Source organism: Solibacillus sp. FSL W8-0372, assembly GCF_037969735.1.
Classification (GTDB): Bacteria; Bacillota; Bacilli; order Bacillales_A; family Planococcaceae; genus Solibacillus; species Solibacillus faecavium.
On sequence record NZ_CP150204.1, the window covers coordinates 1,282,314 to 1,307,247 of the forward strand.

Sequence of the window (24,934 nt, forward strand, 5' to 3'; positions counted from 1 at the left end):
ACGCTAAAATAGAAACGATTTATAATGAAATTGATAATTATTATCAATTGTTAAGGCGGTGTGTAAAATGTTGTATGCGTTAGTTGGAGCAACAGTAATTATTTATTTATCGGTAGGAAACTATGTTTTAAAAAATGTCGCAAAATAAAGCATAAAAGCTTTTGTTAAAATAGTAATTTTTCAGCGCAATGTCATCTTGACAAAGCGCTTTTTTCGTTGTTAAACAAAGAAGGGCTTTTAAAAGTAACTGCGATTTATGGGGCGTGTCTTTAAATGACAGCCCCACGTTGATTTTAACTAAATTTTTTATAAGAATGCGGCTAAATCCATGGTTCAATACAGGTAATCGATTTTTTCAATGTATTAAGACGGATTTTCTTCCCTATTGTCAAAGGAAACATTGGATGCGTGTGGGCACAATCGACATCTGCTAATATGGGCATTGCTCTACCATCGAGTTGTTCTAACAGTAAGTCAATGGGCTTTTTGCCTGTCCCTTCATCATCAAAGAGCTCATGCTTTCCGAGTATAATACCGCCTACTTTATCGAAAATACCATGAAGTTTTAACATCGCAAAGTTTTTTTCCACCGTAGCTGCCCCCTTTAACGAATCCTCGATTAATAAAATATCTCCTTTTTCTATCACTGGAAAATAAGGTGTCCCTATAAAACCATACATAGTATTATTATTGCCGCCGATTAAACGCCCTTCTACAACATCTTCATGAATTCCTATCCAATTATTTTGATAAAGTTGTTTTGGCTTTTCAAATTCTAACCAGTTAATCATTTCATCTGACCATACTTTTGGCATTGGGATAGAATATGGAATACTAGGCTGACAAAAATAACGCTCGAAATAGCTGTATGTATCATTTACGAGTGGCTCAAATTCTCCAAAAGAGGGGATAAGCGCAGGTCCATAATATGTTGGAATATTCGTTTTTGCATAAAGAGCCAATAATATTGCAGTTGTATCAGAGTAACCAACGACTATTTTTGGATTATTCTTAAATGCTTCATAATCTATATAGGGGAGAAGACTATTTGAATTAGTTCCCCCAATAGAGGACATGACCATTTTAATGGAAGAATCCCGCAGTAATATATTCAATTCTTCTGCCCGTTCTTTTGGAGTACCTGAACGATAGCCATGTTGTTTTCCTGTTAGATTCCCCTCAATAATATGAAATCCTTTTGATTGTAAAAATTCTTTTCCACGAATGTAGCGTTGTTTCGCTGTAGCAGTCGCTGGAGCGGACGGAGAAAAAATACCAATTGTATCTCCTGATTTTAGCGGTCGGAACATGGTAATCACCTAATTTTCCTAGTATTTTTAAGATATCTAACTTTATTTGTTAAAATTATACAATATAATAACCGACAAAATGGGAAAGAATAATTAATATTTTTGGTAATAGGTATTTAAGAATAGAGAGGTGAGCAGCTAGTTTTCACGATTAGCTTCAATGGAAAAACTACAGGGAATTTATGAACATGCTGCACAGATGACGGCTAAAGGGAAGGTTGCGACATATATCCCGGCTCTTGCTACGGCCGATCCGAATGCTTTTGCTGTCAGTTTAGTATCAATGGAAGAAAAGGTCGTTTTTGGGGAATGTACTCAAATTTTTACACTTCAAAGTTTAGTAAAGGTATTTAGTTTTATGGTGGCAATGAATCACTACGGGTCCAAGGAAATTATGCGTTATGTTGATGTTGAACCTACAGGTGATTCCTTTGATTCTATCGTCCGTTTAGAAAGCCACAATAATAAGCCATTTAACCCGATGATTAATGCAGGTGCAATTACAGTAGCCTCTTTATTACCAGGAGAAACAATGTATGAAAAGGTGAAATCAGTAACATTATTTTTAGAGAAAATAATAGGGAAGAAAGTACACATCGACAACGAAGTATATTTATCAGAATATCATGCAGCCGATTATAACCGCGCGATTGCCTATATTTTGCAGGCAAATGGCTTTTTAAAATCAGACGTAGAGGAAGCATTGCAAGTATATTTACAGCTCTGCTCCATATCGGTCAATGTAGAGGATTTAGCGAAAATGGCTCTTTATTTTGCAACCAATGGTGAAAATAGTGCCGCCATTTGCAGTAAAGAAGTGATTCATATTGCTAAAGCATTAATGTTCACTTGCGGGATGTACAATGCATCAGGGAAGTTCGCGGCATTCATTGGATTACCGGCAAAAAGCGGTGTGTCCGGAGCGATAATCGCAGTTGTGAAAAATGGGGCAATTGAGCACCTACAAGGCCCAATTGGAATAGGAATTTATGGTCCTGCAATCGATCAAGTCGGCAATAGTGTTGCTGGCATCGCCTTTTTAACAGAGTTATCAAAGGAATTCGACCTGTTTTGTTTATAAAGAAAAGGAACAGTTTTTAATAATGAATGAGAAACTGTTCCTTGATTTATTTACTTAATAAAAAAATGATAGTTGACGTCTTGTTATTGATGGACCAAGGTGATTTTAATTAATCAGCATCAATAGCTTCAATATCTACCGCTATATAATGCGGCTGTTCATCAATTAAGAATTCAAAATAAATAATATGGCCATTCTCTTTTAGAAACTCCCTTGTCTCTAATGGCAGATTATCTTCATGTTGTACAACCATAGATTGAGTCGCTTCTATTGTTTGCAGAGGCTTCAATTGCCAGCTTCTAAATTCTACAAACTCTCTGCTTAAATAATATGAGTTCAATTCTTTAGGGAAATAGCCGATGTAGGCAATATTTATATGCTGATCGGTTAAATTTCTAACTTGGAATTGAAAGGTCAATCTTTTTTCTAAGTCATTTTCCTCTTCGATTCGAAAAGTTTTTTTCTTAATCGCAATAATTTCCTGTAAAGATTTATTCTCAGTAGGGTTGGTTAGGTTATGTACTCCTGATGCAACTTGTTCATAGAAGGCTTGTTCAGATCCTGAAAAATTTTGTTTTACGCAGCCACTAATACATATACTCAATAGACTTATTAATATAATTTTGGGAATTGAACACTTCAAATAAACTTCCTCTTTTCTATGTAGGATTGCATAGTGTACCAACGGCTAAGTATAATTGCTCGGAAATTAATTACTGGTAATATAACATAGAAAGAAGAATGTTTCAATTATTTGGAAAATGGAACTCATATAGAGTGGAAAAACCACTTTCGTCTATGTAAAGTGGATTTTCCTTTTTTCTATTATTTTTTTTAATGATTTTTCATTTTATAACTTTATTTGCTGTTATCAAAGGCTGACCAATTAATTCGTATTTTACATGTAAATAGGCATAATTGATCTCTTTATATTCTTCAGGAGATTGATTGATTAGTTGATCCGCATATTTTCTTATACTTTCTGAAGCTTCATGCAGATTATTAAATAAGATGAATTCTTTTAATTGGTTAATATAAAAGTCGGTTGTCTTTTGAAAACAGGCAGCCGTAATTTCTTTATAATCATTTGGTGATTGTGCTATGAATTGTTGCGCAATATTTTTAATAGCGTTTGCATTTACCTCTGTTTGATATGTTGAAATTACTTCATTAATCAATTGCTTATATTGAAGTACTTTGTTCAATTGCATATTATATTCCTCCTATAGTCCAAAAAATAGCAACATCGTAATTTGAAGTTGTTGCTAAATGGTCGCTTCATAAAGTGACAAGGAATACAAGAGAAGTTTTCTTTTTCGCAATGAAAACCTTTGTATAATTGTCGCACTATGAGCATGAAGAACATTTACTTTCATACTCTAAACCTCCTATCCGCGTAGGTTACTGGTTTGTACTTGAAAAGGCAGGTCTCCTGGCTTATCATCAACGCTTCTCACACCTTCCCATTTTAGTAATAGTGGTTTATTGTGAGTGGCTCCGAATCACAGTTGCGGGACAGCGACGGATTCACACCGTTCTTCCCTTTTAATTAAATGTTAAATTTAAACCTTTTCCAGTAAAATTTAGTTATTCTTAGATAGCTATTTGTAAACAATAAGGGGAGAGTCATACAAATAGCTATCCTACAATGACTAAATATAAATTTTTCATCTATATGAATTTAAGTTAAGGAAAATAAGAGGAAGTTTTCCGCTTATATGTTGAAAGACCTCAGTTTTAGATGTAAATAAAGGGAGGTTTTCCGGTTATATATTAAAAAAACACTTGTTTTCCTATTTTGGAATGTGATAAGCGGAATTCCTCCGTTTATTAATTCCATAGCTTATCGTCTGACAAAATTTTAATAACAGTAAACCACTAATATTTAAGTGTTTAGTGATTTACTGTATTTTTTTGAAATCAGACAGATAGTACTTGAGCGCGTAGTAGCTTAGCGGCTTCTACCATATTCGTTAATGAAGCAATCGTCTCGGACTCATGGCGTGTTTTTAAACCACAGTCAGGGTTAATCCAAAATTGATCTTTTGGAATAACAGCGAGACTTTCTTCTAATATAGAACTTATCTCTGAGATGCTTGGAACACGGGGGCTATGAATATCATAAACACCTAAACCGATTCCAAGTTCATATGGATGTACTTTTAATGAATCAATTAGCTCTCCATGGCTTCTGGAAGTTTCCAATGAAATTACATCTGCATCCAAAGCGCGGATTGGATCTATAAAATCATTGAATTCGCAATAACACATATGGGTATGAATCTGTGTATCTATCGCCACTTTTGATGTTGCCAGCTTAAACGAATCCACCGCCCATTGTAAATATTCAGCCCAATTTTCCTTACGTAAAGGAAGTCCTTCCCGAAGTGCAGGTTCATCAATTTGGATAATTTTTATGCCCGCATCTTCTAGTGCCTTTACTTCCTGCTGAATTGCTAAACCAAGCTGGAATGCTACTTCTTTTCTTGAGATATCATCGCGAACGAATGACCAATTTAAAATAGTGATAGGTCCAGTAAGCATGCCTTTTACATATTTAGAAGTAAGCTTTTGTGCCTCAACTACCTCTTTAACAGTCATCGCGTGTGTCCATTCAACATCACCGTAAATGATTGGTGGTTTTACGCAACGAGAGCCGTATGATACAACCCAAGCATTTTTCGTAAAGGCAAATCCAGTTAAATGTTCTCCAAAGTATTCCACCATATCTGTTCGTTCAAATTCTCCGTGTACTAATACATCCAATCCAATTTCTTCTTGAATTTGAATCCAACGTGCTGTTTCTTCCTTTACAAATGCCTCGTACTGTTCGTCAGTAATTTCTTTCTTACGCCATGCCGCCCGTGTTTTCTTTACTAGCTGAGATTGAGGAAAGCTGCCGATTGTTGTGGTAGGGTAGTCGGGTAAGTTTAACGATTTCTTTTGCAGTACTTGACGTTCTTTGAATGGAACAGTACGTGTGAAATCTGTATCCTTAATTCCCTTAACTAAATTTTTAACTTGCTCATTTTTTCGTATAGGGTGTGTCGCTAAAGATTCAATTGCTTTAATACTATTTGCGACGATACCTTCTTTAGCCCACGTTCCATGCTGAATATAATTTGTTAAATGTGCAATTTCCCGAATTTTTTCGTCAGCAAAAGCAAGCGCATCGTATAATTCATGTGGAAGATTTTGTTCTGATTTTTTTGTAACAGGGACGTGCTGTAGACTGCAGGAAGAACTAATCCATAAATCATTAACACCACTTAGTTGCTTAACTGTACTTATTGTAGAAACAGCTTCAGCTAAGTTAGCTGACCAAATATCCCGACCATTAATTATGCCGATGCTTAATGTTTTATTTTTAGGAAAACCATGCTGTAGAAGCGATTTCATATTTTCTGTTTTACCATGTACGAAATCTAAGCCAATTCCTGCAACAGGTAGATTACTTAAGCGCTCAAATGAAGTTAGTGCTTCAAAATAAGTTTGAACTAGTATTTTTGCGTGTGGTAGGGCTTCAGTTAATTGTTTATAAACTTCTTCAATTAATAAAATCTCATCTTCCTCGAGGTTTTTAGTGAAAGAAGGTTCTTCAATTTGAATCCAATCAGCACCTGCATCTACAAGCTGCTGGATTACCTGTGCATATAGCGGAATTAACTTTAAAAAGAAGGCTGCACGGCTTTTTTCGTCATATCCCTTTGCTAAATCAACGAAAGTATATGGACCGATAATTGTTGGCTTTCCGATAATACCTAGTTCATTTTTAGCTTCTTCAAATTGTTGGAGAATATAGTTATTTGTTAAGAATAACTCCTGATTTTCATATTTCGGAACAATGTAATGGTAGTTTGTATTAAACCATTTTGTCATTTCGCATGCTATTACTTCGTCAGTACCACGTGCCATTGCATAGTATGTAGTTAACGAAGAAGCATTTGGTAGCACATCATAGCGTTTAGGAATGATGTTAAACATCACCGCTAAATCCAGTACCCGATCGTATTTTGTGAAATCCCCGATAGTAATTAACTGTAGTCCTAAATCCTGTTGGCGTTTTAAACGATTCAGGCGAATGGTTTTTAGCTGTTCTTCGAATACATCTTCTTCTATCTCTTTTTTCCAAAATTTCTCTAAAGTTTGTTTCCATTCGCGGGTAGCCCCGATATAAGGGTAACCGATAACATTACTAATAATATTCATTTGATAAGCCTCCTTAATGTATTTACATAACCCAAATAAAAAAGCTGTTTCCAATGTGACTTGGAAACAGCTTAGGACTTATCTATGCATAGTAAAATAAACGTCTATAATTGACGCTTTATTCGCACAGAACACCACCTATTTCCACGTAGGTATCGGGTGTGTACTAGAAAAAGGCAGGTCTCCTGACTTAACATCAACGCGCCTCTTACCTTCCCGTTAAATTACAGTGGCTTTTTAAGAGTTGCTCCGAAATACAGTTGCGGGACAGTGTTGGATTCGCACCAAACTTCCCTTTTAAACGCACAACAAATGCGTACCTTTTCTTACACGTTATGTAATTGTACAAACTATAGCATAAAAGGAACCATAATTGTATACCTCGGTCGCTAAAAATATAGAATTTTCAGTAAAAATGGTAAAAAGAAAGACGTAAGACAGCTTTTTAACAACTTTTAAAGTTATATATAGGATGGATAGGGCGTATATTCAATAAATTTTTAATGATAAACGAATTATAAATTTGTTTACAAAATAAAGGACATAGATTATAAATGTTTGTAGAGGTGGTTGTTTTGGATATTCAAAATATTTCGATAGATACATTGGTAAATGGATATGAACTTCAAGAAGACCATTACGAATGCTTATTTTGCGGGGCAAGCTTTGGGCTTCATGAAGTCTTTCCACATGAGGGACGGTTATTTACAGCAGAAGGTATGATGAAGCTGCATATCAGACAAATACATAAATCGTCGTTTCATGCATTGCTGTCACTTGATAAAAAGGTAACAGGTTTATCGGATGTACAAATTGAAATGCTACAGTACTTTTTTGAAGGCAAGTCAGATCAGGAAATAGTCGAAAAAAGCAGTTTAACAAGTGTATCAACAGTTCGTCAGCATCGTTTCAAATTACGCGAGAAGGAAAAGCAGGCGAAAATTTTTATTGCATTAATGCAGCTCATGAAAAACCCGGAGCACTATACAATTCATAAGGGGGCGAAACAAGTGGACGAACGCTATAGTATTGAACAACAAGAACGCGAGAAAGTACTAACAACATATTTCAGAAATGGACTAGACGGTGGCATTGAAATAATTCCAAGTAAGGAAAAGAAAAAGCTTATCATTTTACAGCATATTTTAAAGCGTTTTGAAGAGGGGAAGCATTATCATGAAAAGGAAGTGAATGAAATTTTAAAAACGGTCAATGCAGATTTTGTATCGCTTCGTCGTCATTTAATCGAATATGGGTTTATGGAGCGCAATAATGACGGTTCGGAATATTGGCTGAAACAATAGGGGGTTTTAAATCGTGAATGTGGAATTAACTCGCTATCGGGTAAGACCCGGTAAATCCTTTAAAGTGGAGGAATGGCTAAAGTTTTTGAATGAACATATGGATGATGTACTTGTAACGTTGGAAGGTGAAAAAATGTATGTGGAAACAATATTTCATGAAATACTGAATGGCGAAGAATATTTATATTGGTATTCGGTTCGTGGAGAAGGCGGTGTGGATGTGGATGATTCCGATCACTGGATAGATAAAAGACATCTTGAGTATTGGGATGAATGCATTGATGAAAGTTTTGGTTCTGTAGATTTAAATACAAAAGTTGTGATGATTCCGGAAAAAGTCCGTGCTAGTATGGATCTTTAAGGAATCAGGTTGCTAAAAATGAATGTAGTGAACAAGATATAGTACATAAACCAATATCGGTATAACCAATTATTCCATCAACTCCTTAAAAAATTCGGTATGCAATACTTTTATAATTTTAGTAAGACCGTACCTCTCTTATGAAATGGTACGGTCCTTTTTTATAAGCGTGATTATAGCAGGATATTTATTTTGAGCAAGTATAGACTCGATAATTAAAAGTTTCCTGATATTTGGTGATAATGTCCAAATGTTTTCTCATGACGTCGTAAAGCGCGGGGTCAATTTCATTGGAGTAATGAAAATCGGGTTCGGATTCAATTGTAGTATGATGCTTTATTTGAATATTTTCAAAGCCAGTCTGTTTTAATAAATCTGCCCAGTCTGTTTCCAAGAGTAGGGAATCAAGACCATAAAACTGCATGATTTCTTGTTCTTGGGCATCGTCAAGTCGTTCGTTCAACGTTGGTTCTACAGCAATGAACCGTCCACCACTTTTCAATATGCGATAAATCTCACTCACTGCTTTTTGTTTATTAACAAATGAAAGGACGGATTCAGAAATAATAAAATTAAAATGATCATTTGGTAAAGGGATATCTTCAATAGAGCCTTCCAATATTTCTACTGGCAAATTATTAATCTTCATTCTATGTCTGGCCTTTGCAACCATTGTCGGATTAAAATCAAGCGCTGTCACTTTCGCTTGGAATGTTTGTGAAATGTAAGCTGCTGTTTGACCAGTACCACAGCCAGCATCTAAAACGTGATAACTACTATTAATATTTTCATTTTTTAATATTTCTTCTGTTAGATGAATTCCGCCAGGGTGTGCACCACCAATTCCAAGTTCTGCGAGAAGCTCTAAATAGGAATTTTTTATATGTTTCACCTACTTTAAATTTTGATGATGAAATAATTCACACGATTTGCCCGTTTCTAGAAGGGATAACACCTATTAAAACAAGCCGCGATGTGAACGAAATATTTCTTTGTATCATATGTCAGTAAAAAGTGATGGTTCTTTTCTGATGGGGAGGCGAAGAAAACGGTATTTATCTAATATTAAAACCAACTAAATTAATAAGTTAACAAATATTTAATCAAAATGCTTGAATTATAGTGGAAAACTATTATATTATATTCCTATAGATAAACTAGGTAATAAAATTTGGGGGAATAATTATGTTACAGATGGCATTAACGGGTATCCTTTGTGGTGCTCTTTTAGGTTTTGTGATGCAGCGTGGACGCTTTTGTTTAACAGGTGGCTTCCGCGATATGTACATCGCAAAAGATAATCGCATGTTTTATGCGTTACTTGTTGCGATTGCCATACAGGCAGTAGGTGTGTTTGCACTTATCGGCGCAGGTGCGTTTGAGTATACAGTAGGGCAGTTTCCATTGTGGGCAACAATAGGAGGCGCGTTTATTTTTGGTATAGGGATTATTTTTGCAGGTGGTTGTGCCACAGGTACTTGGTATCGCGCAGGGGAAGGTTTAATCGGGAGCTGGATCGCATTGGCGTTTTATATGTTAATGGCAGCAATCATGAAGTCTGGTCCATTGGCACAATTTACAGTGGATGCACGTACTCCGGTAGTCGGTACAGATTCAATTGCAGAAACATTCGGCATTAATGTTTGGTTTTTAGTCATTCCGTTTGTAGCCTTGGTGGCATTCGTTGTTTACCGTGAATTACGTAAACCTCGTGTGAAGATTCCAAGCTTAAAGCCAAAGAAAACAGGCTTAGCGCATATTTTATTTGAAAAACGCTGGAATCCATATGTGACTGCGGTTTTAATCGGTTTAATTGCGACATTAGCGTGGCCGTTAAGTGCGGCATCAGGACGTATTTTCGGTCTAGGTATTACAACACCTTCAGCAAACCTTCTCCAGTTTTTAGTAACAGGAGATTTAGATATTATTAACTGGGGTGTGTTCCTTGTATTAGGTATTTTCTTCGGCTCATATTTCGCAGCAAAAATGAGCGGTGAATTCCGTTTACGGACACCTGATACAAAAACAGTTGTACGAAGCTCTAGTGGCGGTATTTTAATGGGATTTGGTGCTAGTCTTGCAGGCGGCTGTTCGATTGGTAATGGTTTAGTTATGACTTCTATGATGACTTGGTCAGGCTGGACGGCTTTAACATTTATGATTCTGGGAACATGGACAGCATCTTACTTCGTATTTGTGCGTCCATCAAAACAACGTGCAGCAGCGCGTGCATAAGGAGAGATTTTATATGAAGAAAACATTAGAAGTATTAGGAATGGTTTGTCCATTCCCGTTAATTGAAGCAAAAGAAGCAATCAAAGACTTAAACACAGGTGATGAGCTGGAAGTACAATTTGACTGTACACAAGGTACAGAATCCATTCCACGTTGGGCAGCTGAAGACGGCCATGAAGTGACAAACTATGAGCAATTAGGCGAAGCATCTTGGACAATTACGATTAAGAAAAAATAATGAATTAACAGCATCTCGAATTTTGAGGTGCTGTTTTTTGTCGGGGTTTAAGGCGTTGGTATTTTATTAGAACAATTGAGAGAGTTATTAGAAAAACTTGAAGTGATATTAGCAGATTGAAACGTGATATTAGAACAAATTGCCCCCATATTAGCACATCTTAAAAGTATATTAGCAAATCGGAGTTTTATTAGAACAAATAAAATTATATTAGAAGATTTCAAACGATATTAGAAAATCAACAACGACAGAGTCCGAATATTATTAATAAAATTTAGAAGCAGTAAAAAGGCTTCTAAGGACATTTCGCTTTGTCCAGAAAAAGCCGATATTTCATTCTAAACTGTTATATGAATAGAGTTACTTTCTTCTGAAATAACACTACCTTCAATTTCACCAAAATTATCAATGATAAGTCGATTTCCTATATGTAAAGGTCGTTGATTCAAATAAAGTTCTATTAAATGAACATCTTTAAAATTATTTTTAAATGTAGTAGAAACAGGCTGTTGAATAAAATAGCTGTGTTCCTTGATTTTAATACTTAAAAAATTATGATGTAATGATTGCCTATCTAATTGAGTAATATTCATCGGATCGAAACTTACTAGTTTAATCGCTCCAGAAATAATTAGTTTTATGCCTTCAGATTTATTAAAGTGGTCGAATGCTCTTAGTTTATCTGATATAGCATTGTCTAGAATCCAAGAAACTTCCTTCGTATTATCAGGAATAGTTAATTCTACAGAAGTATAGTTTGTATAGGCATTTTTAAAAAAGTGATATAAGTCTAAATTTGATTTTGTAAATTTTAATTTCCAGTCCTTTGAAATGTCATCTAGTAATAAACAGAGAAATAGACCGGAATAATAGCAACTACTTCGTATATGTATGTGCGATCTGTTGTTATCTAATAGTTGCTCAGCATATTGATTAATTATTACTTTTTTATGGTAACTCTTATCAGTTAACGCTTGATATTCAACATAAAATGCAGGTCCTTCAATCGTTTCAACAGAATTTTCATATTCGACATAATCAGGAAATAATTCGGTTCTCTTATCTCTGACTGTGATAAATTCGTTTATTTTTTTCTGTCTTTCAAATAAGTCAGACGATGAGAAGGCTTCAAAGAGTCTTTTTCTTTCTAAAATACGTAGTTGAATGTTATTAAAATCAATTGGATAGTTAAATCCTAACAGTTCATTTGGATATCGGCTTTCTTCGGATAAATGTTGGAATACATGAAACGACTCATGTACGATTAAAGAATATATGACTTCAAAGGAATCATAAAGAGTAATATCTACAATAGCTGTTGGTACTTCTTCAAATAATATACAGGTACAAGCGTGGAATTCATCAGTTTTAACAAGTTTGATGTACCGTTCCTCATTATATTTGGGATGGTTAAATAAAAAGACATCTTTATCATCAAAAATTGCGAAGGCAACAGTTTGAAATCCTTCCCAGTAATTCTCAAATCGCTCATTTGATATGTTGTTTAAGACTGTGTCTATAAGCTTTTTCATATAATTCTCCTATTATCAAAATGCTACTTCCCTTGCTTCAAAGAATTCATTAGCTTAATACATTGTAATCCGTCTGATTCTATTTTTGTAATATTACTTTTGAATTTGAACGGGAGTAGATTAATTACTGCTATAAAGTAAGATAGAATAATAAATGATCTATACCAATCTGCATACTGGACGTCACCAAATATCCACACTAAAGTTGCTGTGACTAAATTTAAAATAATACCACCTAAAAATATTACGATCTTTTTATACCACGCCAAGGAATCAATATTTTCCCATGAGCAATAACCACCGTTCCATCCCATGCTTCTTTTTACAACGAATTTTTTTATTCTAAATAAGTCTTTCCCGAATCCAAGTTGTACTTCTCTAACTTCCTTTCCAAACAAAACAACAAATAATGCATGCCCTAATTCATGAATGATAAATACTATTGGTATATAAAGTATATACATCAAAAAGTTAATTAATTGTTCTTGCATTCAATCCCTCTCCCCAAAGACGAATAAGACAAAAATGGTAAACTACCACTCTAATTAACTATAGTATAAACCTATTCTTTAATAGCAACTTCTACATATTCCAAAAAATTGGTATATTTCGATTGTCCATCAAAATATTGCTTCACTTCATAGATAGGACATAATACATCATCCATCTTTTTAGAATAAAGTACAGACTCATCTTGTACACTTATTGAATATTCATCTAAATGCATGGTATTTTCTCTTATAGAGTTAAAATCAAACCAGCGATATTGGCCGTCTTTGTGATTTTTAATTACTTCCCCTAAATAGGCACCGATGCGTGTTATCAAATTATCATGATGTTCTTTTAATAGCTGCTGGCCAAATTCTGTGTGGATTAATCGATCAGCGTATTCATTAACGCGACGAACGCTATCTATTGAAAAATCTAAATTAGCTTTCGTCAAATTATCCTTATCCCATGTCTCAGATGACACATCTTCAAATAACAATTTAGCACTATATTTTTTTTCATTTTTAATCAATTTCGGTTTGAAAAACATTTTGCTACCTCATTTTTTATAGTAATTTAATAAGTATTCAGTGATTGAAAGCAAAACTAATACGAAACACTAGTCTTTTTTAGATACAACGTTATTTTCTATCTCAATTAAAAAATCTAGTACAGCTGTTTTCATCTGTTCGATACCTGGTTGTTCTATCGGAAAATGGCCAGCTCCTTCTAAAATTACACATCTTTTTTTACATGTTAGTCGATTAAAGAAAGATTCACTTAAGTTAAATGGGGTCATTGGATCTACTTCGGGATGGATAAGTAATATAGGACAGACGTTAAAGGATTCAGGTTCAATAATTGTTTTCATATTTAAGAAGGTTCTTAGAAATCGTAATGGAATTTTTGTTCCTGCCGCTCGAGGATCATTCATAATTAGTCTTGTCAGTTCAAAGTTATTTGTAATTAACTTCATTCTCGAAACTTTCGAAACGGGAATCCGAAATGAATCCAATGCAAATGGAAGACTATCCATCGCAAATTTTCCTAAGCGGCTAATCAGCTTGTTTGGGGCAATTTGATCACGAACATTCTGATTACTTGTATCTACAAAGGTCGTAACAATCAAACCTTTAACGTGTTTGCTCATACTTGCCGCGTGATATGCAAGCATGCCTCCAATGCTGGCTCCTAATAGTACAATTTGTTTACCGTCTCGCTTATATTCCTGTTCCATGAAGTCCTTAATTATGTTTATCCAATCGCGGTAATCCATGGAACTCAATGACTCAGTGTAACTGTAACTTAGACCATAAGGGGGGAGGTCTGGGGATACCACATCGTATCCATTTAATTGTAGCATTCGTGCATATGGAGCCAATAGTCTACCGTTTCCGCCTGCGCCGTGAATTAAAATAACTTTAATTTTTGATCCCGAAACAGACATTCGGTCCAAATGGATTGAACAATCATTCCAATCCCACCATTCTTCAGTTGGCAGATTATTTTCATTTATTCTCAATTCTTCAGGGAAAAATCGTTGATACTCTTTCCAATAAATTTCTGTGTCATTGTATGCTAAATTTCTAGAGTTAAATTTCACACATTTCCCTCCAACTGTAGTGAAATAGCAATTTCCTTTTCCTCTAACTGAATTGAATAGAGCGTATCCTGTTCAATTGCAATGCATTGTTTGTGAGTTAGTCTATATTTATAAGGATGTTTTCAATTTCGCATGTCTTCCTACTAAAAGAACTATTATCGTTTTTTAATAGGGCCTTTACAGAATAGTCTTTAGCTTTTTCAAAAATAATTTCTTGGGAATTTTCTAACTGGACGATTAGTTGGTTTTCATTATCAATTGTTTTCTCAAAAACAGTTCTTAACATTTGATAGTCGGAAATAGTGAAGTCGCCTGAAATATGAATTTTTGCAATGCCAGATATGTTATTCTCTTTAGAATTAGGAACCATATACTTTTCAAACCCTTTTCGGATTTTTTCACTATCCATTTGTTGAAAACCAATTTGAAGAGGGATTTTTTCAAAGAAATTCAAAAAGCTATTTTGCCATGGCATTGTTTTTGAAAATAACTTAAAGAAAAATTCAATCTTAATTCTTTCAGGATTGGAAATGAAAATTCCTTCTTTTTGAAAGCGCTGAACATGAGCATCAATATTATTTACGTCAATCATCAGGCAAATTAATCCTCTATGTCCCGAATTATAGGCATGAACCCATTCAGGCTTCCATCCGCCACCATCGTTATTTTTAATAGTGATTAATTCAAAGTATTCATTTCCAGTCCAAATATTAGTTGCTTTAAAACCTTTAGTACCTTTACCCTTTTTTATATTATAGGGAAGGCCAGCTTTTTTAATTTGTTGAACTTCCTCACTTTCTTGCTGGTAATTTGCAGCTACATTTATTACGAGATGGTCAAGTTTCATAATGGATCACTCCTTAAAGTTTATATACTCAACGTTGAGTATGTGGTTATTTTTTTGTTCCTCTCTTAATAAGAGGAACGATTAAATTCTATTTATAACTATTTAATAAATCCTTCACAAAGTTAATTTGCTGTTCTAAAATATCCACCATGTTTTTAGCTACAATAGACATCATTGGTGAAAATCCGTTCGGTAAATGTTGTTCTTTTATTGATAAACCGCTTTCGACTAAAAGGAGTTCATTTTCAAGCATTTTTAAATGATGTTTTAATGCTTCTTTTGCTCTTTCTTCTTCTAATTGATCAATCATAGATAAACCAGCGTATAAAGAGAGAGGGTAGGGTACATTAGAAGAAATAATAGAGTTATAAACAAGCTCTTTTAAATGCGCTCTTCCTAAATCAGTAATTCGATAAATAGATTTTTGGCGATTACCGCTATGTTCGATATGATCTATTTCTATAAAATGATTTTGTTCCAATTTTTTTAAAGCATGGTAGATGGACCCAACTAGTACACCTGACCATCTTTCGGCTTCGTTCTCTTGTAGCATGATTTGTATATCATAGCCAGACATCGGTTGCATATTTAGTGCACCTAGTACAAGGAGTTGAGTCAATATAATACCTCCAGATAATACTCTATGTTGAGTATTTTACTTTTTATAAACATTGGAAGTCAATTATTTTTTTACATGTATTTACAATTCCTTCGAGTTAAAATTCATGACCATAAAATTAACAAGTGAATATGATGCTTGTTCAATTATTTGAAAATAGCGATTATTATGGGGGGACGTCTATAATTCGTCTAATAGCTTAAAAAATGCATTATTCGCGATAATTTTAAAAAATTCTAGCCGATTTTCTTGACTAACCATGGTACTATAGAAAGTATGAAGAATTTAAGGCAAAAATCTATCTGTTTCGACAAATTAAGAATGACAATTAAGCTCTAAAATTTAGAGTATTCAAAGCCTGGGTAATTACAAAAAAACGAGCATACATTAGCTTTTAGCTTTTAATAAGATAATTGATCAATGTGAATGAAGATAAGGGGTAAGAAATATGACGTTGTTTGACGATAAAATTCAACGATTGTTACAGCAATCGGCATTACAATACATAATCTACAAGGAGAATGAGGATTCAGAACGAATTGAAAAGCTTCATTTATTTGCACGCAAGCTTTTGCAGAAGGAATTTGTCATCGGTTTTGCCGGTCACTTTTCTGCCGGTAAATCAAGTATGATCAATGCACTTTCGGGGGAAAACATTTTGGCGACAAGTCCAATCCCGACGAGTGCAAACATTGTAAAAGTGCATAAATCGGATGAAGATTTTGCTATTCTTTATTTGCATAATGAAAAGCCGGTAAAGTTTGAAGCAGGCTATGATATTAAACAAGTGAAAGAACTAAGCAAAAACGGTGAATTAGTTTCACAAATTGAAATTGGGCATAGCACGTCAAGCTTACCTGAAGGGGTTACTGTTATGGATACTCCAGGTGTTGACTCGACTGATGATGCGCATGCAATGAGTACAGAATCGGCACTACATATAGCGGACATGGTGTTTTATACAATGGACTATAACCATGTACAATCAGAGCTGAATTTCCAATTTACAAAGCAGTTAATGAAATATAATCCAAATGTTTATTTAATCGTCAATCAAATTGATAAACACCGTGAAACGGAACTGTCATTTGAAGATTTCAAACAATCGGTGCATAACTCATTTGCGGCCTGGGGTGTATATCCAAAGAATATTTTCTTTACTTCATTACGCGAAAAAGAGTTACCGAACAATGATTTTGATCAAGTGAAAAAAATCGTTATGGATTCAATGAATGATTGGCAGGAGCAATTAATTTTAACAGCTGAAAATACATTGAAAAAACTACAACATGAGCATGAAGCATATTTAAAAGAAGAAAAACAAGATCGCTTTGAAACCTATGCGGAAATCGTGTCAGAGGATGATTGGCAGCACCGTGATGATATTTTAGAACAATACGAGAAATTGACTCGTCAAACAGAGCTATTCTCGTTTGATGTATTTGACAAACAATTTGATGAAAAACGTAAAGATTTACTTGCAAATGCTGCCATCATGCCGGCGGATGTGCGAGAAAAATTACGCGCCTATTTGGAAAGCCAGCAAGAGGACTTCAAAGTGGGGGGGCTATTTACCGCGAAAAAGAAAACGGCTGAAGAGAAAACGCGACGTCAAGAAGAGGCATATGCAAGCTTTAATCATGTCGTACAATCTCAAATTACTGGTCATATGAAAGCACTAATGAAGCAAGCGCTGAAAGATGTTGGTGCATTAAATGATGAGCGTGCAGCAGGAATTGATCAAAAGGAATTTAATTTCCCGTTTTCAATTATTGAAGAACAAGTACAAAGAAGCGGTGTAATTACAGGTGATGCAGTATTAAACTTTGCGAACCGTGTTTCCGAGGCGACAAAACGTTACTTTATCCAAACAACAGATGCTTGGAAGATCGAGCAAAAAGATACATTGGAGCAAGTAGCGCAAGAAGCAGCAGCACCGGTAAAACTGAAGATCAATGCGATGTCCGAAAAAGTACAGGCACTGCAACAAATACTGCAAATTGAGAAGTTCGAGGCATTCAGCAATACATTAATGAAGCAAGTATCCAATGAGATACGTGCGGAGTCGAAAATTCACCTTGAAAACTGGAAACGTGAGCATGAACAGGCATTGAAAGATGTACGACCATTTAATGAGTCGATGTTACAGTTGACGGCGAAGGATACGGAACTTGTTGATGATCATGTACAGGAAACAGTAGGGTCAGGCTTAAATGCGGAAGCAGTTATTGAAAAGGCATTAAAGACAGCCAACATTATTAAGGATGTTCAAGGCTTTAAGGAAGTTTCAAGTTTCTTAACAAAAAAAGTAGAGCGTTTGCAAAAGCGTGACTTTACAATTGCTTTATTCGGTGCATTCAGTGCCGGGAAATCAAGCTTCTCCAATGCATTAATGGGTGAGCGCGTTCTGCCGGTTTCACCTAACCCGACAACAGCAGCAATTAATAAAATCCGTCCAGTATCACCTGAACATCCTCATGAAACAGCAGATGTTCATTTGAAAAATGAAGAACAGCTATTAGAAGATATTCAAGGCTCGTATGAAGCAATCGGCTTACAAGTAAATTCGCTAAAAGAAGCTTATGACCGTGCAGCAGAAGGCTTGGCTGTTAAATTATCCGACGAGCGATTAAATGTCCATAAGTCGTTTATTCGTGCCTATTCAGAAGGCTATGAAACGTTTGTGCCGAAGCTAGGTACGACATTGCGTGTTAATCGCCATGATTTTGAAAAGTACGTTGCGCAGGAAAATCGTTCTTGCTTTGTCGATAATATCGATTTTTACTTTGATTCGCCGCTTACTCGCATGGGTGTAACATTAGTAGATACACCAGGTGCGGATTCAATTAACGCCCGTCATACTGGAGTAGCATTTGATTATATTCGAAATGCAGATGCCATTTTGTTCATCACATACTACAACCATGCATTTGCCAAAGCGGACCGCGAATTCTTAATTCAGTTAGGCCGTGTAAAGGATGCTTTTGAATTAGATAAAATGTTCTTTATTGTGAATGCAATTGATTTAGCCTCTACAATGGATGAAGAGGAAGAAGTAAAGAGTTATGTTCGTTCAGAGCTACAACGCTTCGGTATTCGTTTCCCACGCCTTTACGGGGTATCAAGTTTGCTGGCGCTGAAGGAAAAGGAAAACCAGAATGATCTTCAGTCAGGGATGGCACCATTTGAAGATGCATTCCATCATTTCCTGAATGATGAATTAATGAGTATTGCGGTACAGGCGCTAAAAGAAGAAGTGGAAAAAACCGAGGCACGACTACATGATTTAATTACGCAAACGGAAGAAAACTTAAAGCGTAAAGATGAACGACTAGAAGAGCTTACTAATCTGGAAAAGCTTGTACGTTCAAAATATCAAACAACCCAAACAGCCATGATTGAAAGTGAAGCGAAGCAGGAACTGGATGAGTTACTGTACTACGTATTACAACGTGTGTACTATCGTTATCCTGATTTCTTCCGTGAAAGTTATAATCCGTCTACTTTTGCTCAAATGCCTCCGCAGCAAGCATTACAGACAGCTTTGAAAGAAGTGCTTCAAGCACTAAGCTTTGACTTTGCACAGGAAATGCGCGTAACGAATTTCCGTTTAGCGCAATTTGTAGAAAAGAAGATGAAAGCGCATTTTAAAGATGCAGCCCGGGAATTGAAAGAGTTAAATCCAAGCTTTGCATTTTTAGCTTATGAATCGAAAGAGCCGCAGCTATTGGACTTTACAGGACCTTTTGCTGAAACTGCTCCTTATGAAGGTGTAAAATCACACTTTAAAAATGTGAAGTCCTTCTTTGAAAAAAATGAAAAAGAGCAATTACGCGATGCATTAGAACAGTTAACAAAACCAAACGCCCAAAAATATTTAGAAATAGAAAAAGCGAAAATTCTTGAATGGGCAGCAGGCTTTATAGCAATTGAGGCGGAAGAATTACGCCAGCACATGCTTGAACAGGCAATTGAGCAAGTTGAAACAGAGCGCCTATTGCTGCAGGAAGAAAGCCACTTAGCTGTTTGGAAAGATATTTTCGCACAACTACAATCATAAGGAGGATCTTTTTATGACTAATATTTTTGTAACAGCCGATAAAATTGAGCCGACAGGACGCTTTATCGATGCTAGATTTGATATGACAAATGTAGAACTAGGCAAAGCTCTTTATGAAGAAGAGCATGTAAAAGGGGCTGTATATTGGGATTTAAATACAGATTTATCGGATTTAGCGAAAGGTGAAGGACGCCACCCGCTACCAGATAAAGAGCAGCTTCAAGCATTATTTGAAAAGCATGGATTAGATCTTAATGATGCTATTTACGTGTACGATCAAGGTGCTTCACCATATGCTACACGCGCATGGTGGATTTTAAACTATGCAGGGTTTAAGCATGCCTATGTTGTTAATGGTGGTTACCAGGCTTTAAAAGATGTAGGTTTGCCAATTACTACTGAAGTACCGACATTTCCAAAAACTAATTTACAGCTTCAATGGAATGATGAAATTTTACTGAAGCGCCAGGATATTGTAAATATTGTGGAAGGAAAAACAAAAGCTACTTTATTGGATGCCCGTTCAGCAGCTCGCTATAATGGTGAATTTGAGCCGTTTGATAAATTAGCCGGACATATTCCGACAGCCCAAAATTACGACTGGGAACAGCTGCGTGAAGGTTCTAACTTGGTCATTACATCTTCTCTTCTAGACAAAGTATCAAAGGATGAAGATATTGTTGTTTACTGTGGTTCAGGTGTCACAGCAACGCCTATTTACACAGTTTTAAAAGAAGCAGGTTATGAAAATGTCCAAATTTATATGGCTGGGTACAGTGATTGGGTAAACCATCACCCAGTCGCAACGTCTAACTAAAAAATAAAACAAGCCGTTATGTGAGATTTTTGCATAACGGTTTTTACTTTATCGATTCAACTATTTTTAGGAGTTAATTTCCAAAAATTATGTTAAAGTGATATTGTAGAAAAATATAGAGTAAAGGAGGTAATAGGTGTGTTCTTTGAGAAGAAATCGGAAATAAGCGAAAAATCCGGTGTAAAAATGATTAATGGCTTTGTCAAATTTCAATCGGTGCGTTTGAATGTATATTGCTTTGAGGTTGATGGTGTTTTAATAGATACTGGCGCGGCCTCGCTCCTTGAGGAATTTAAACCGTTTTTCAATACGATGGATGTTGATCAGGTGATGTTAACCCACTATCACGAAGATCATACCGGTGGGGCGCATTTTTTGCAGACAGCATACAATTTACCTATATTTATGAATGAAACAAGAATAGAGGAATGTAAATACAAAGCAAACTATCCTTTATATAGGAAGCTATTTTGGGGGGCGAGAAAACCCTTTGAAGCGCAGCCTTTGGAAAATAATTTTACTTCGAGGACTGGTCGCTGGAAAGTGATTCCGACCCCCGGACATACGAATGACCATTCATCTTTTCTAAATGAAGAGACAGGGCAACTCTTTACGGGGGACTTGTATGTTACACCTAAAACTAAAGTCGTGTTGCGTGAAGAAAGTATTCCGCAAATTATCAGTTCATTGGAGCTATCACTTTCCCTTGATTTCCAGGAAATGTACTGCAACCATGCAGGGTATATAGAAAATGGAAAGGAAGCTTTACAACGTAAGTTGAATAACTTAAAAGAATTAAGCGGCAAAATAGAACTGATGGCTGAAAAAGGAATGACACCCTCTGAGATAACGAAACAGCTTTTTGATAAGAAATATCCAATAACAAAGTTATCATTAGGGGAATGGGATGCAGCTCATATCGTAACATCCGTATTAAAAAATAGAATATACAACAACTAACTGCTTAGCGAGGGGAACTTGCTAGGCAGTTTTTATTATTTTGTCATAGAAAATAGTCTCACATATTAAAAATGGTTTGTAATATTAAATTTACAATTGCTTAATAATTTAAGCGGTTTAAAAATGCGATAAAAGGGAATTACTATAAGATTTTCTTTCCTACCTATCGAAAAAGGCTTATTTACAAGAGAATTTTAGTGGATTCTGAAAATTTCGTTATATAATCAGGTGACTTGATGCAAAATTATAACGTATACTTATTTTTCGATTGTAAAGGTTTTGTAAATAACTTAAATTAATGTTGAAGAAAATGAAAAATAGGTGTTATGATAACCTAGGTTTTGATTTACATACTTCATTTTAGGGGGATTTTATTCCATGTTCAGCTCAAAAAAACCAGATCCATTTTTTGAAGGATTATTAGATATTGCAAAAAATGTACAAAATGGTGCCAATTATGCAAAAGAATCAACAATTTCTACAGTATCGGACTTAAAACAAATTCAAATTAAAATGAAGTCTTATGAAACAGCTGGTGATAAATTAATTCATGATTTGATCGTGAAATTAAATGAGTCCTTTATGACACCAATTGAACGTGAAGATATTTTAGCATTGGCAATTAAATTAGATGATATTTTAGATGGTATTGAAAATACGATTGCCCATTTTGAAATGTATGCATTTACAGAAGTGAATCAGTATATGAGAGACTTTGTTGACTTTATCGCTAAATCATCTGATGAAGCAGTAAAGGCAATGGAATTATTAAATAAAAAAGATTTAATTGGCATGCGTCAACACGCCATTTTAATAAAAGATTATGAGCGCGAATGTGATGAGATTTTCCGTAAGTCTATTACAGAACTATTCCAAGTTGAAAAAGATCCAATTCGCTTAATTATTTTTAAAGATTTGTACGAGCAATTAGAAGAAATTGCCGACTATTGCCAAAATGTAGCGAATACAATTGAAACAATTATTATGCGTAATGCATAATTGAAAAAGGAGTAGACTATGGAAACGTTATTAATCATTACCGTACTCGTTGTTATTTTTGCGTTAGCATTTGATTTTATTAATGGCTTCCATGATACAGCCAATGCTATAGCAACATCTGTTTCAACGCGTGCGTTAAAGCCGCGAGTAGCTGTTTTAATGGCTGCAGTGATGAACTTCGTTGGTGCGATGACTTTTGTAGGCGTAGCAAAAGCAGTTGCATCGGGAATTGTGGATCCTTTCTCGTTAAATGCATTCGAAGGTGATGTGACTGGATCTGTTGTTATTTTGGCGGCATTAAGCTCGGCGATTACTTGGAACTTGTTAACTTGGTATTTCGGTATACCATCAAGTTCTTCACATACATTAATCGGCTCAATTGCAGGGGCAGCAGTAGCCTCAGCCGGTATGGATATTTTAAATTATGAAGGTTTCTTTAAAATTTTACAGGCATTAATTATTTCACCAATTTTAGCCTTAACGCTAGGATTTATTGTAATGAAGTTATTCAAATTTATATTCAAGCGTTCACCATTATACAGTACAACGAGAGCATTCCGATTAACGCAAATCGGTACGGCAGCTTTACAATCGTTTACTCATGGTACGAACGATGCGCAAAAAGCGATGGGTATTATTACAATGGCTTTAATCGCAGCGAACTGGCAATCGACAGATGAAGTACAAGACTGGGTACGTTTTGCCTGCGCATTGGCGATGGGTCTAGGAACATCTGTTGGTGGATACAAAATTATTAAAACAGTGGGCGGCAAAATTATGAAAATCCGTCCAGTTAATGGTGTAGCGGCAGACTTAACTTCTGCATCGATTATTTTTGGTGCGACAGTGATCGCATTACCAGTATCGACTACGCACGTTATTTCATCTGCCATTATGGGTGTAGGTGCAGCACAGCGTGTGAAAGGTGTTAAATGGGGAATGGCGCGTAAAATCGTTATTACTTGGTTCATCACTTTACCGATTTCAGCAGTAATGGCTGGTGTATTCTACTTATTATTTAGTCTACTATTCTAATATAAAAAACGGCGCTCAATGTTTATGTTTGGGCAGCCGTTTTTTTGTATATTCGGAGTTGGTTTATGCTATCGGTGGTCACTTTTTCTAATAAAAAATAAAATGTTCTAATAACGGTTGAAGAGTTTCTAATAAAATTTATGTTATCTAATATAGGGAACATTTGTTCTAAAATAGATGTGTAATATGCTAATAAACTACGTAAATGTTCTAAAATAGTAGCCTACTCTTCTAATATCCCCGACAACTATTCTAATAAGTTAAATCTGAAAATCATTGCGCTAAATATTCCTGAAATTGCTCATGGACATTTTCTATCGGAATAAATAAACCGACTTTTCCATGATCTTCACGTGTACCGGTTGCAAAGACAACACCTATTACTTGTCCTTGCTCATTGATCACCGGGCTTCCGCTATTCCCTCGATAAACAGGGGCGTTCATCATAATAATTTCTGTTTGAATATCGACAGCATTCGTATAGCCTATTACTTTTCCTTCATTTGCAATACCGCTAAATGCAAGTGGATTACCGATAAAATAAACAGGCTCATTTTGACGGAATTCGCTTGTTTCTGCTAGTGTTAAATACGGTAAGTTCCCCGCATCAACTTTTAATAGTGCCAAATCATATTCCTCATATGCTTCTATAACTTCCGCTTTATAAAGTGAATCATCCGGAAATACTACGGTAATCGTTAAAGCATCATCAATCACATGTTCATTTGTTAATATGTAACCATTTTCCGTTACAGCAAATCCTGTTCCTTTTCCGGAGTCAGTATTTATTGTGACGATCGATTGCTTATATGTTTGAATATTTTCCTGACTTGAAAGTTTCGTTGATACTTTTAAAAATTCAATTGCCGGAATGGAATAAATATTGAAAATTACTGCAAAAGTATTAAAAACAAGTGTCAATGCCATCAACCATACGATAATCCGCACAACAGGCTTTTGCCTTTTTGGTTTTTTAGGCTGTGGATTTAGACGTGCCTCCCGCTCTTTTGCCAGTGCCTTTTCCTGTTCTTCTAAAACAAGCTCTAAAAATTCCTCTTCAGTCAGTTGCTCGGTGTTTTTATCTGTCATTTTCACCCCTCCGATAAATTAAGTTTAACAAAAATGTGAAAAATTTGCGGTGAAAAGCTTTGTGACATTTTTTTTATGTAAGTTTGTGAAAAGTTTCATATTAAGCATTAGAAAATACTTCGTGCAATCTATCACATACTTTAGGC

General features: G+C 35.3%; 22 protein-coding genes and 2 riboswitches. Of the genes, 10 read left to right on the forward strand and 12 right to left on the reverse strand.

Annotated features, from left to right (window positions below):
• Positions 1-320: 320 nt before the first annotated feature.
• Positions 321-1,316, reverse strand: coding sequence for a S66 peptidase family protein (locus tag MKY13_RS06225; RefSeq protein ID WP_339216866.1), 996 nt, complete (start codon positions 1,314-1,316; stop codon positions 321-323).
• 154 nt (positions 1,317-1,470) lie between these two features.
• Here MKY13_RS06225 and glsA point away from each other — a divergent pair, with 154 nt between their 5' ends.
• Positions 1,471-2,391 carry a glutaminase A gene (glsA, locus tag MKY13_RS06230; RefSeq protein WP_339215810.1) on the forward strand — a complete coding sequence of 307 codons (921 nt, stop codon included), beginning with the start codon at positions 1,471-1,473 and terminating at the stop codon, positions 2,389-2,391.
• 109 nt (positions 2,392-2,500) lie between these two features.
• On the opposite strand, the gene MKY13_RS06235 is transcribed toward glsA, so the two are convergent.
• From MKY13_RS06235 to metE, 3 genes are all read right to left on the reverse strand, one after another.
• Positions 2,501-3,034 (reverse strand): hypothetical protein, encoded by a 534-nt coding sequence (locus MKY13_RS06235; RefSeq protein ID WP_339215812.1) that lies wholly within the window; start codon positions 3,032-3,034, stop codon positions 2,501-2,503.
• Positions 3,035-3,236: 202 nt separating this feature from the next.
• Positions 3,237-3,602 carry a hypothetical protein gene (locus MKY13_RS06240; RefSeq protein WP_339215814.1) on the reverse strand — a complete coding sequence of 122 codons (366 nt, stop codon included), beginning with the start codon at positions 3,600-3,602 and terminating at the stop codon, positions 3,237-3,239.
• A 193-nt stretch (positions 3,603-3,795) separates the two neighbouring features.
• Positions 3,796-3,978: riboswitch (cobalamin riboswitch) on the reverse strand.
• 333 nt (positions 3,979-4,311) lie between these two features.
• Complete coding sequence (gene metE, locus MKY13_RS06245; RefSeq protein ID WP_339215816.1) at positions 4,312-6,600, reverse strand: 5-methyltetrahydropteroyltriglutamate--homocysteine S-methyltransferase; 2,289 nt, start codon at positions 6,598-6,600, stop codon at positions 4,312-4,314.
• 157 nt (positions 6,601-6,757) lie between these two features.
• A riboswitch (cobalamin riboswitch) is annotated at positions 6,758-6,939 on the reverse strand.
• A gap of 227 nt (positions 6,940-7,166) precedes the next feature.
• Between metE and MKY13_RS06250 the strand changes: the two genes are divergently transcribed.
• Entirely contained in the window at positions 7,167-7,904 is a 738-nt protein-coding gene (locus MKY13_RS06250) for a DUF2087 domain-containing protein (protein WP_318245170.1), read from the forward strand.
• 13 nt (positions 7,905-7,917) lie between these two features.
• Positions 7,918-8,265, forward strand: coding sequence for a DUF6176 family protein (locus MKY13_RS06255; RefSeq protein ID WP_191698101.1), 348 nt, complete (start codon positions 7,918-7,920; stop codon positions 8,263-8,265).
• A 187-nt stretch (positions 8,266-8,452) separates the two neighbouring features.
• Here MKY13_RS06255 and MKY13_RS06260 read toward each other — a convergent pair whose 3' ends face one another.
• Positions 8,453-9,157 carry a class I SAM-dependent methyltransferase gene (locus MKY13_RS06260; protein ID WP_191698100.1) on the reverse strand — a complete coding sequence of 235 codons (705 nt, stop codon included), beginning with the start codon at positions 9,155-9,157 and terminating at the stop codon, positions 8,453-8,455.
• Positions 9,158-9,450: 293 nt separating this feature from the next.
• On the opposite strand from MKY13_RS06260, the gene MKY13_RS06265 reads away from it, so the two are divergent.
• A complete protein-coding gene (locus MKY13_RS06265; protein WP_191698099.1) occupies positions 9,451-10,500 on the forward strand; it encodes a YeeE/YedE family protein in 1,050 nt (349 codons plus the stop codon).
• A gap of 13 nt (positions 10,501-10,513) precedes the next feature.
• Positions 10,514-10,738 carry a sulfurtransferase TusA family protein gene (locus MKY13_RS06270; RefSeq protein WP_191698098.1) on the forward strand — a complete coding sequence of 75 codons (225 nt, stop codon included), beginning with the start codon at positions 10,514-10,516 and terminating at the stop codon, positions 10,736-10,738.
• 338 nt (positions 10,739-11,076) lie between these two features.
• Here the strand turns inward: MKY13_RS06270 and MKY13_RS06275 are convergent, their stop codons facing one another.
• The 6 genes from MKY13_RS06275 to MKY13_RS06300 all read right to left on the reverse strand — a co-directional run bounded on the left by MKY13_RS06275 (position 11,077) and on the right by MKY13_RS06300 (position 15,828).
• Complete coding sequence (locus MKY13_RS06275; protein WP_339215820.1) at positions 11,077-12,270, reverse strand: hypothetical protein; 1,194 nt, start codon at positions 12,268-12,270, stop codon at positions 11,077-11,079.
• Between the two features lie 23 nt (positions 12,271-12,293).
• Positions 12,294-12,761 (reverse strand): site-2 protease family protein, encoded by a 468-nt coding sequence (locus tag MKY13_RS06280; protein WP_339215822.1) that lies wholly within the window; start codon positions 12,759-12,761, stop codon positions 12,294-12,296.
• Between the two features lie 71 nt (positions 12,762-12,832).
• Positions 12,833-13,291, reverse strand: a complete 459-nt coding sequence (locus tag MKY13_RS06285; protein ID WP_339215824.1) for a hypothetical protein — start codon at positions 13,289-13,291, stop codon at positions 12,833-12,835.
• A gap of 87 nt (positions 13,292-13,378) precedes the next feature.
• Positions 13,379-14,362: an alpha/beta hydrolase gene (locus MKY13_RS06290; RefSeq protein ID WP_191698095.1), complete on the reverse strand. Its 984-nt coding sequence runs from the start codon at positions 14,360-14,362 to the stop codon at positions 13,379-13,381.
• A 97-nt stretch (positions 14,363-14,459) separates the two neighbouring features.
• Positions 14,460-15,209, reverse strand: a complete 750-nt coding sequence (locus tag MKY13_RS06295) for a hypothetical protein (protein WP_191698094.1) — start codon at positions 15,207-15,209, stop codon at positions 14,460-14,462.
• An 88-nt stretch (positions 15,210-15,297) separates the two neighbouring features.
• Complete coding sequence (locus MKY13_RS06300; protein WP_191698093.1) at positions 15,298-15,828, reverse strand: PadR family transcriptional regulator; 531 nt, start codon at positions 15,826-15,828, stop codon at positions 15,298-15,300.
• Between the two features lie 448 nt (positions 15,829-16,276).
• Here MKY13_RS06300 and MKY13_RS06305 point away from each other — a divergent pair, with 448 nt between their 5' ends.
• The 5 genes from MKY13_RS06305 (at position 16,277) to MKY13_RS06325 (ending at position 23,699) form a co-directional block, all read left to right on the forward strand.
• The gene (locus MKY13_RS06305; RefSeq protein ID WP_191698092.1) at positions 16,277-19,888 is read left to right on the forward strand and encodes a dynamin family protein; all 3,612 of its coding nucleotides are present in this window, start codon (positions 16,277-16,279) and stop codon (positions 19,886-19,888) included.
• 13 nt (positions 19,889-19,901) lie between these two features.
• Positions 19,902-20,705 carry a sulfurtransferase gene (locus MKY13_RS06310; protein ID WP_339215829.1) on the forward strand — a complete coding sequence of 268 codons (804 nt, stop codon included), beginning with the start codon at positions 19,902-19,904 and terminating at the stop codon, positions 20,703-20,705.
• A gap of 186 nt (positions 20,706-20,891) precedes the next feature.
• Positions 20,892-21,665 carry an MBL fold metallo-hydrolase gene (locus tag MKY13_RS06315; protein ID WP_339215831.1) on the forward strand — a complete coding sequence of 258 codons (774 nt, stop codon included), beginning with the start codon at positions 20,892-20,894 and terminating at the stop codon, positions 21,663-21,665.
• A gap of 378 nt (positions 21,666-22,043) precedes the next feature.
• Positions 22,044-22,664, forward strand: coding sequence for a DUF47 family protein (locus MKY13_RS06320; RefSeq protein WP_191699402.1), 621 nt, complete (start codon positions 22,044-22,046; stop codon positions 22,662-22,664).
• 18 nt (positions 22,665-22,682) lie between these two features.
• A complete protein-coding gene (locus MKY13_RS06325; RefSeq protein ID WP_191699401.1) occupies positions 22,683-23,699 on the forward strand; it encodes an inorganic phosphate transporter in 1,017 nt (338 codons plus the stop codon).
• A gap of 273 nt (positions 23,700-23,972) precedes the next feature.
• Here the strand turns inward: MKY13_RS06325 and MKY13_RS06330 are convergent, their stop codons facing one another.
• The gene (locus MKY13_RS06330) at positions 23,973-24,788 is read right to left on the reverse strand and encodes a serine protease (RefSeq protein ID WP_191699400.1); all 816 of its coding nucleotides are present in this window, start codon (positions 24,786-24,788) and stop codon (positions 23,973-23,975) included.
• Positions 24,789-24,934 lie beyond the last annotated feature (146 nt).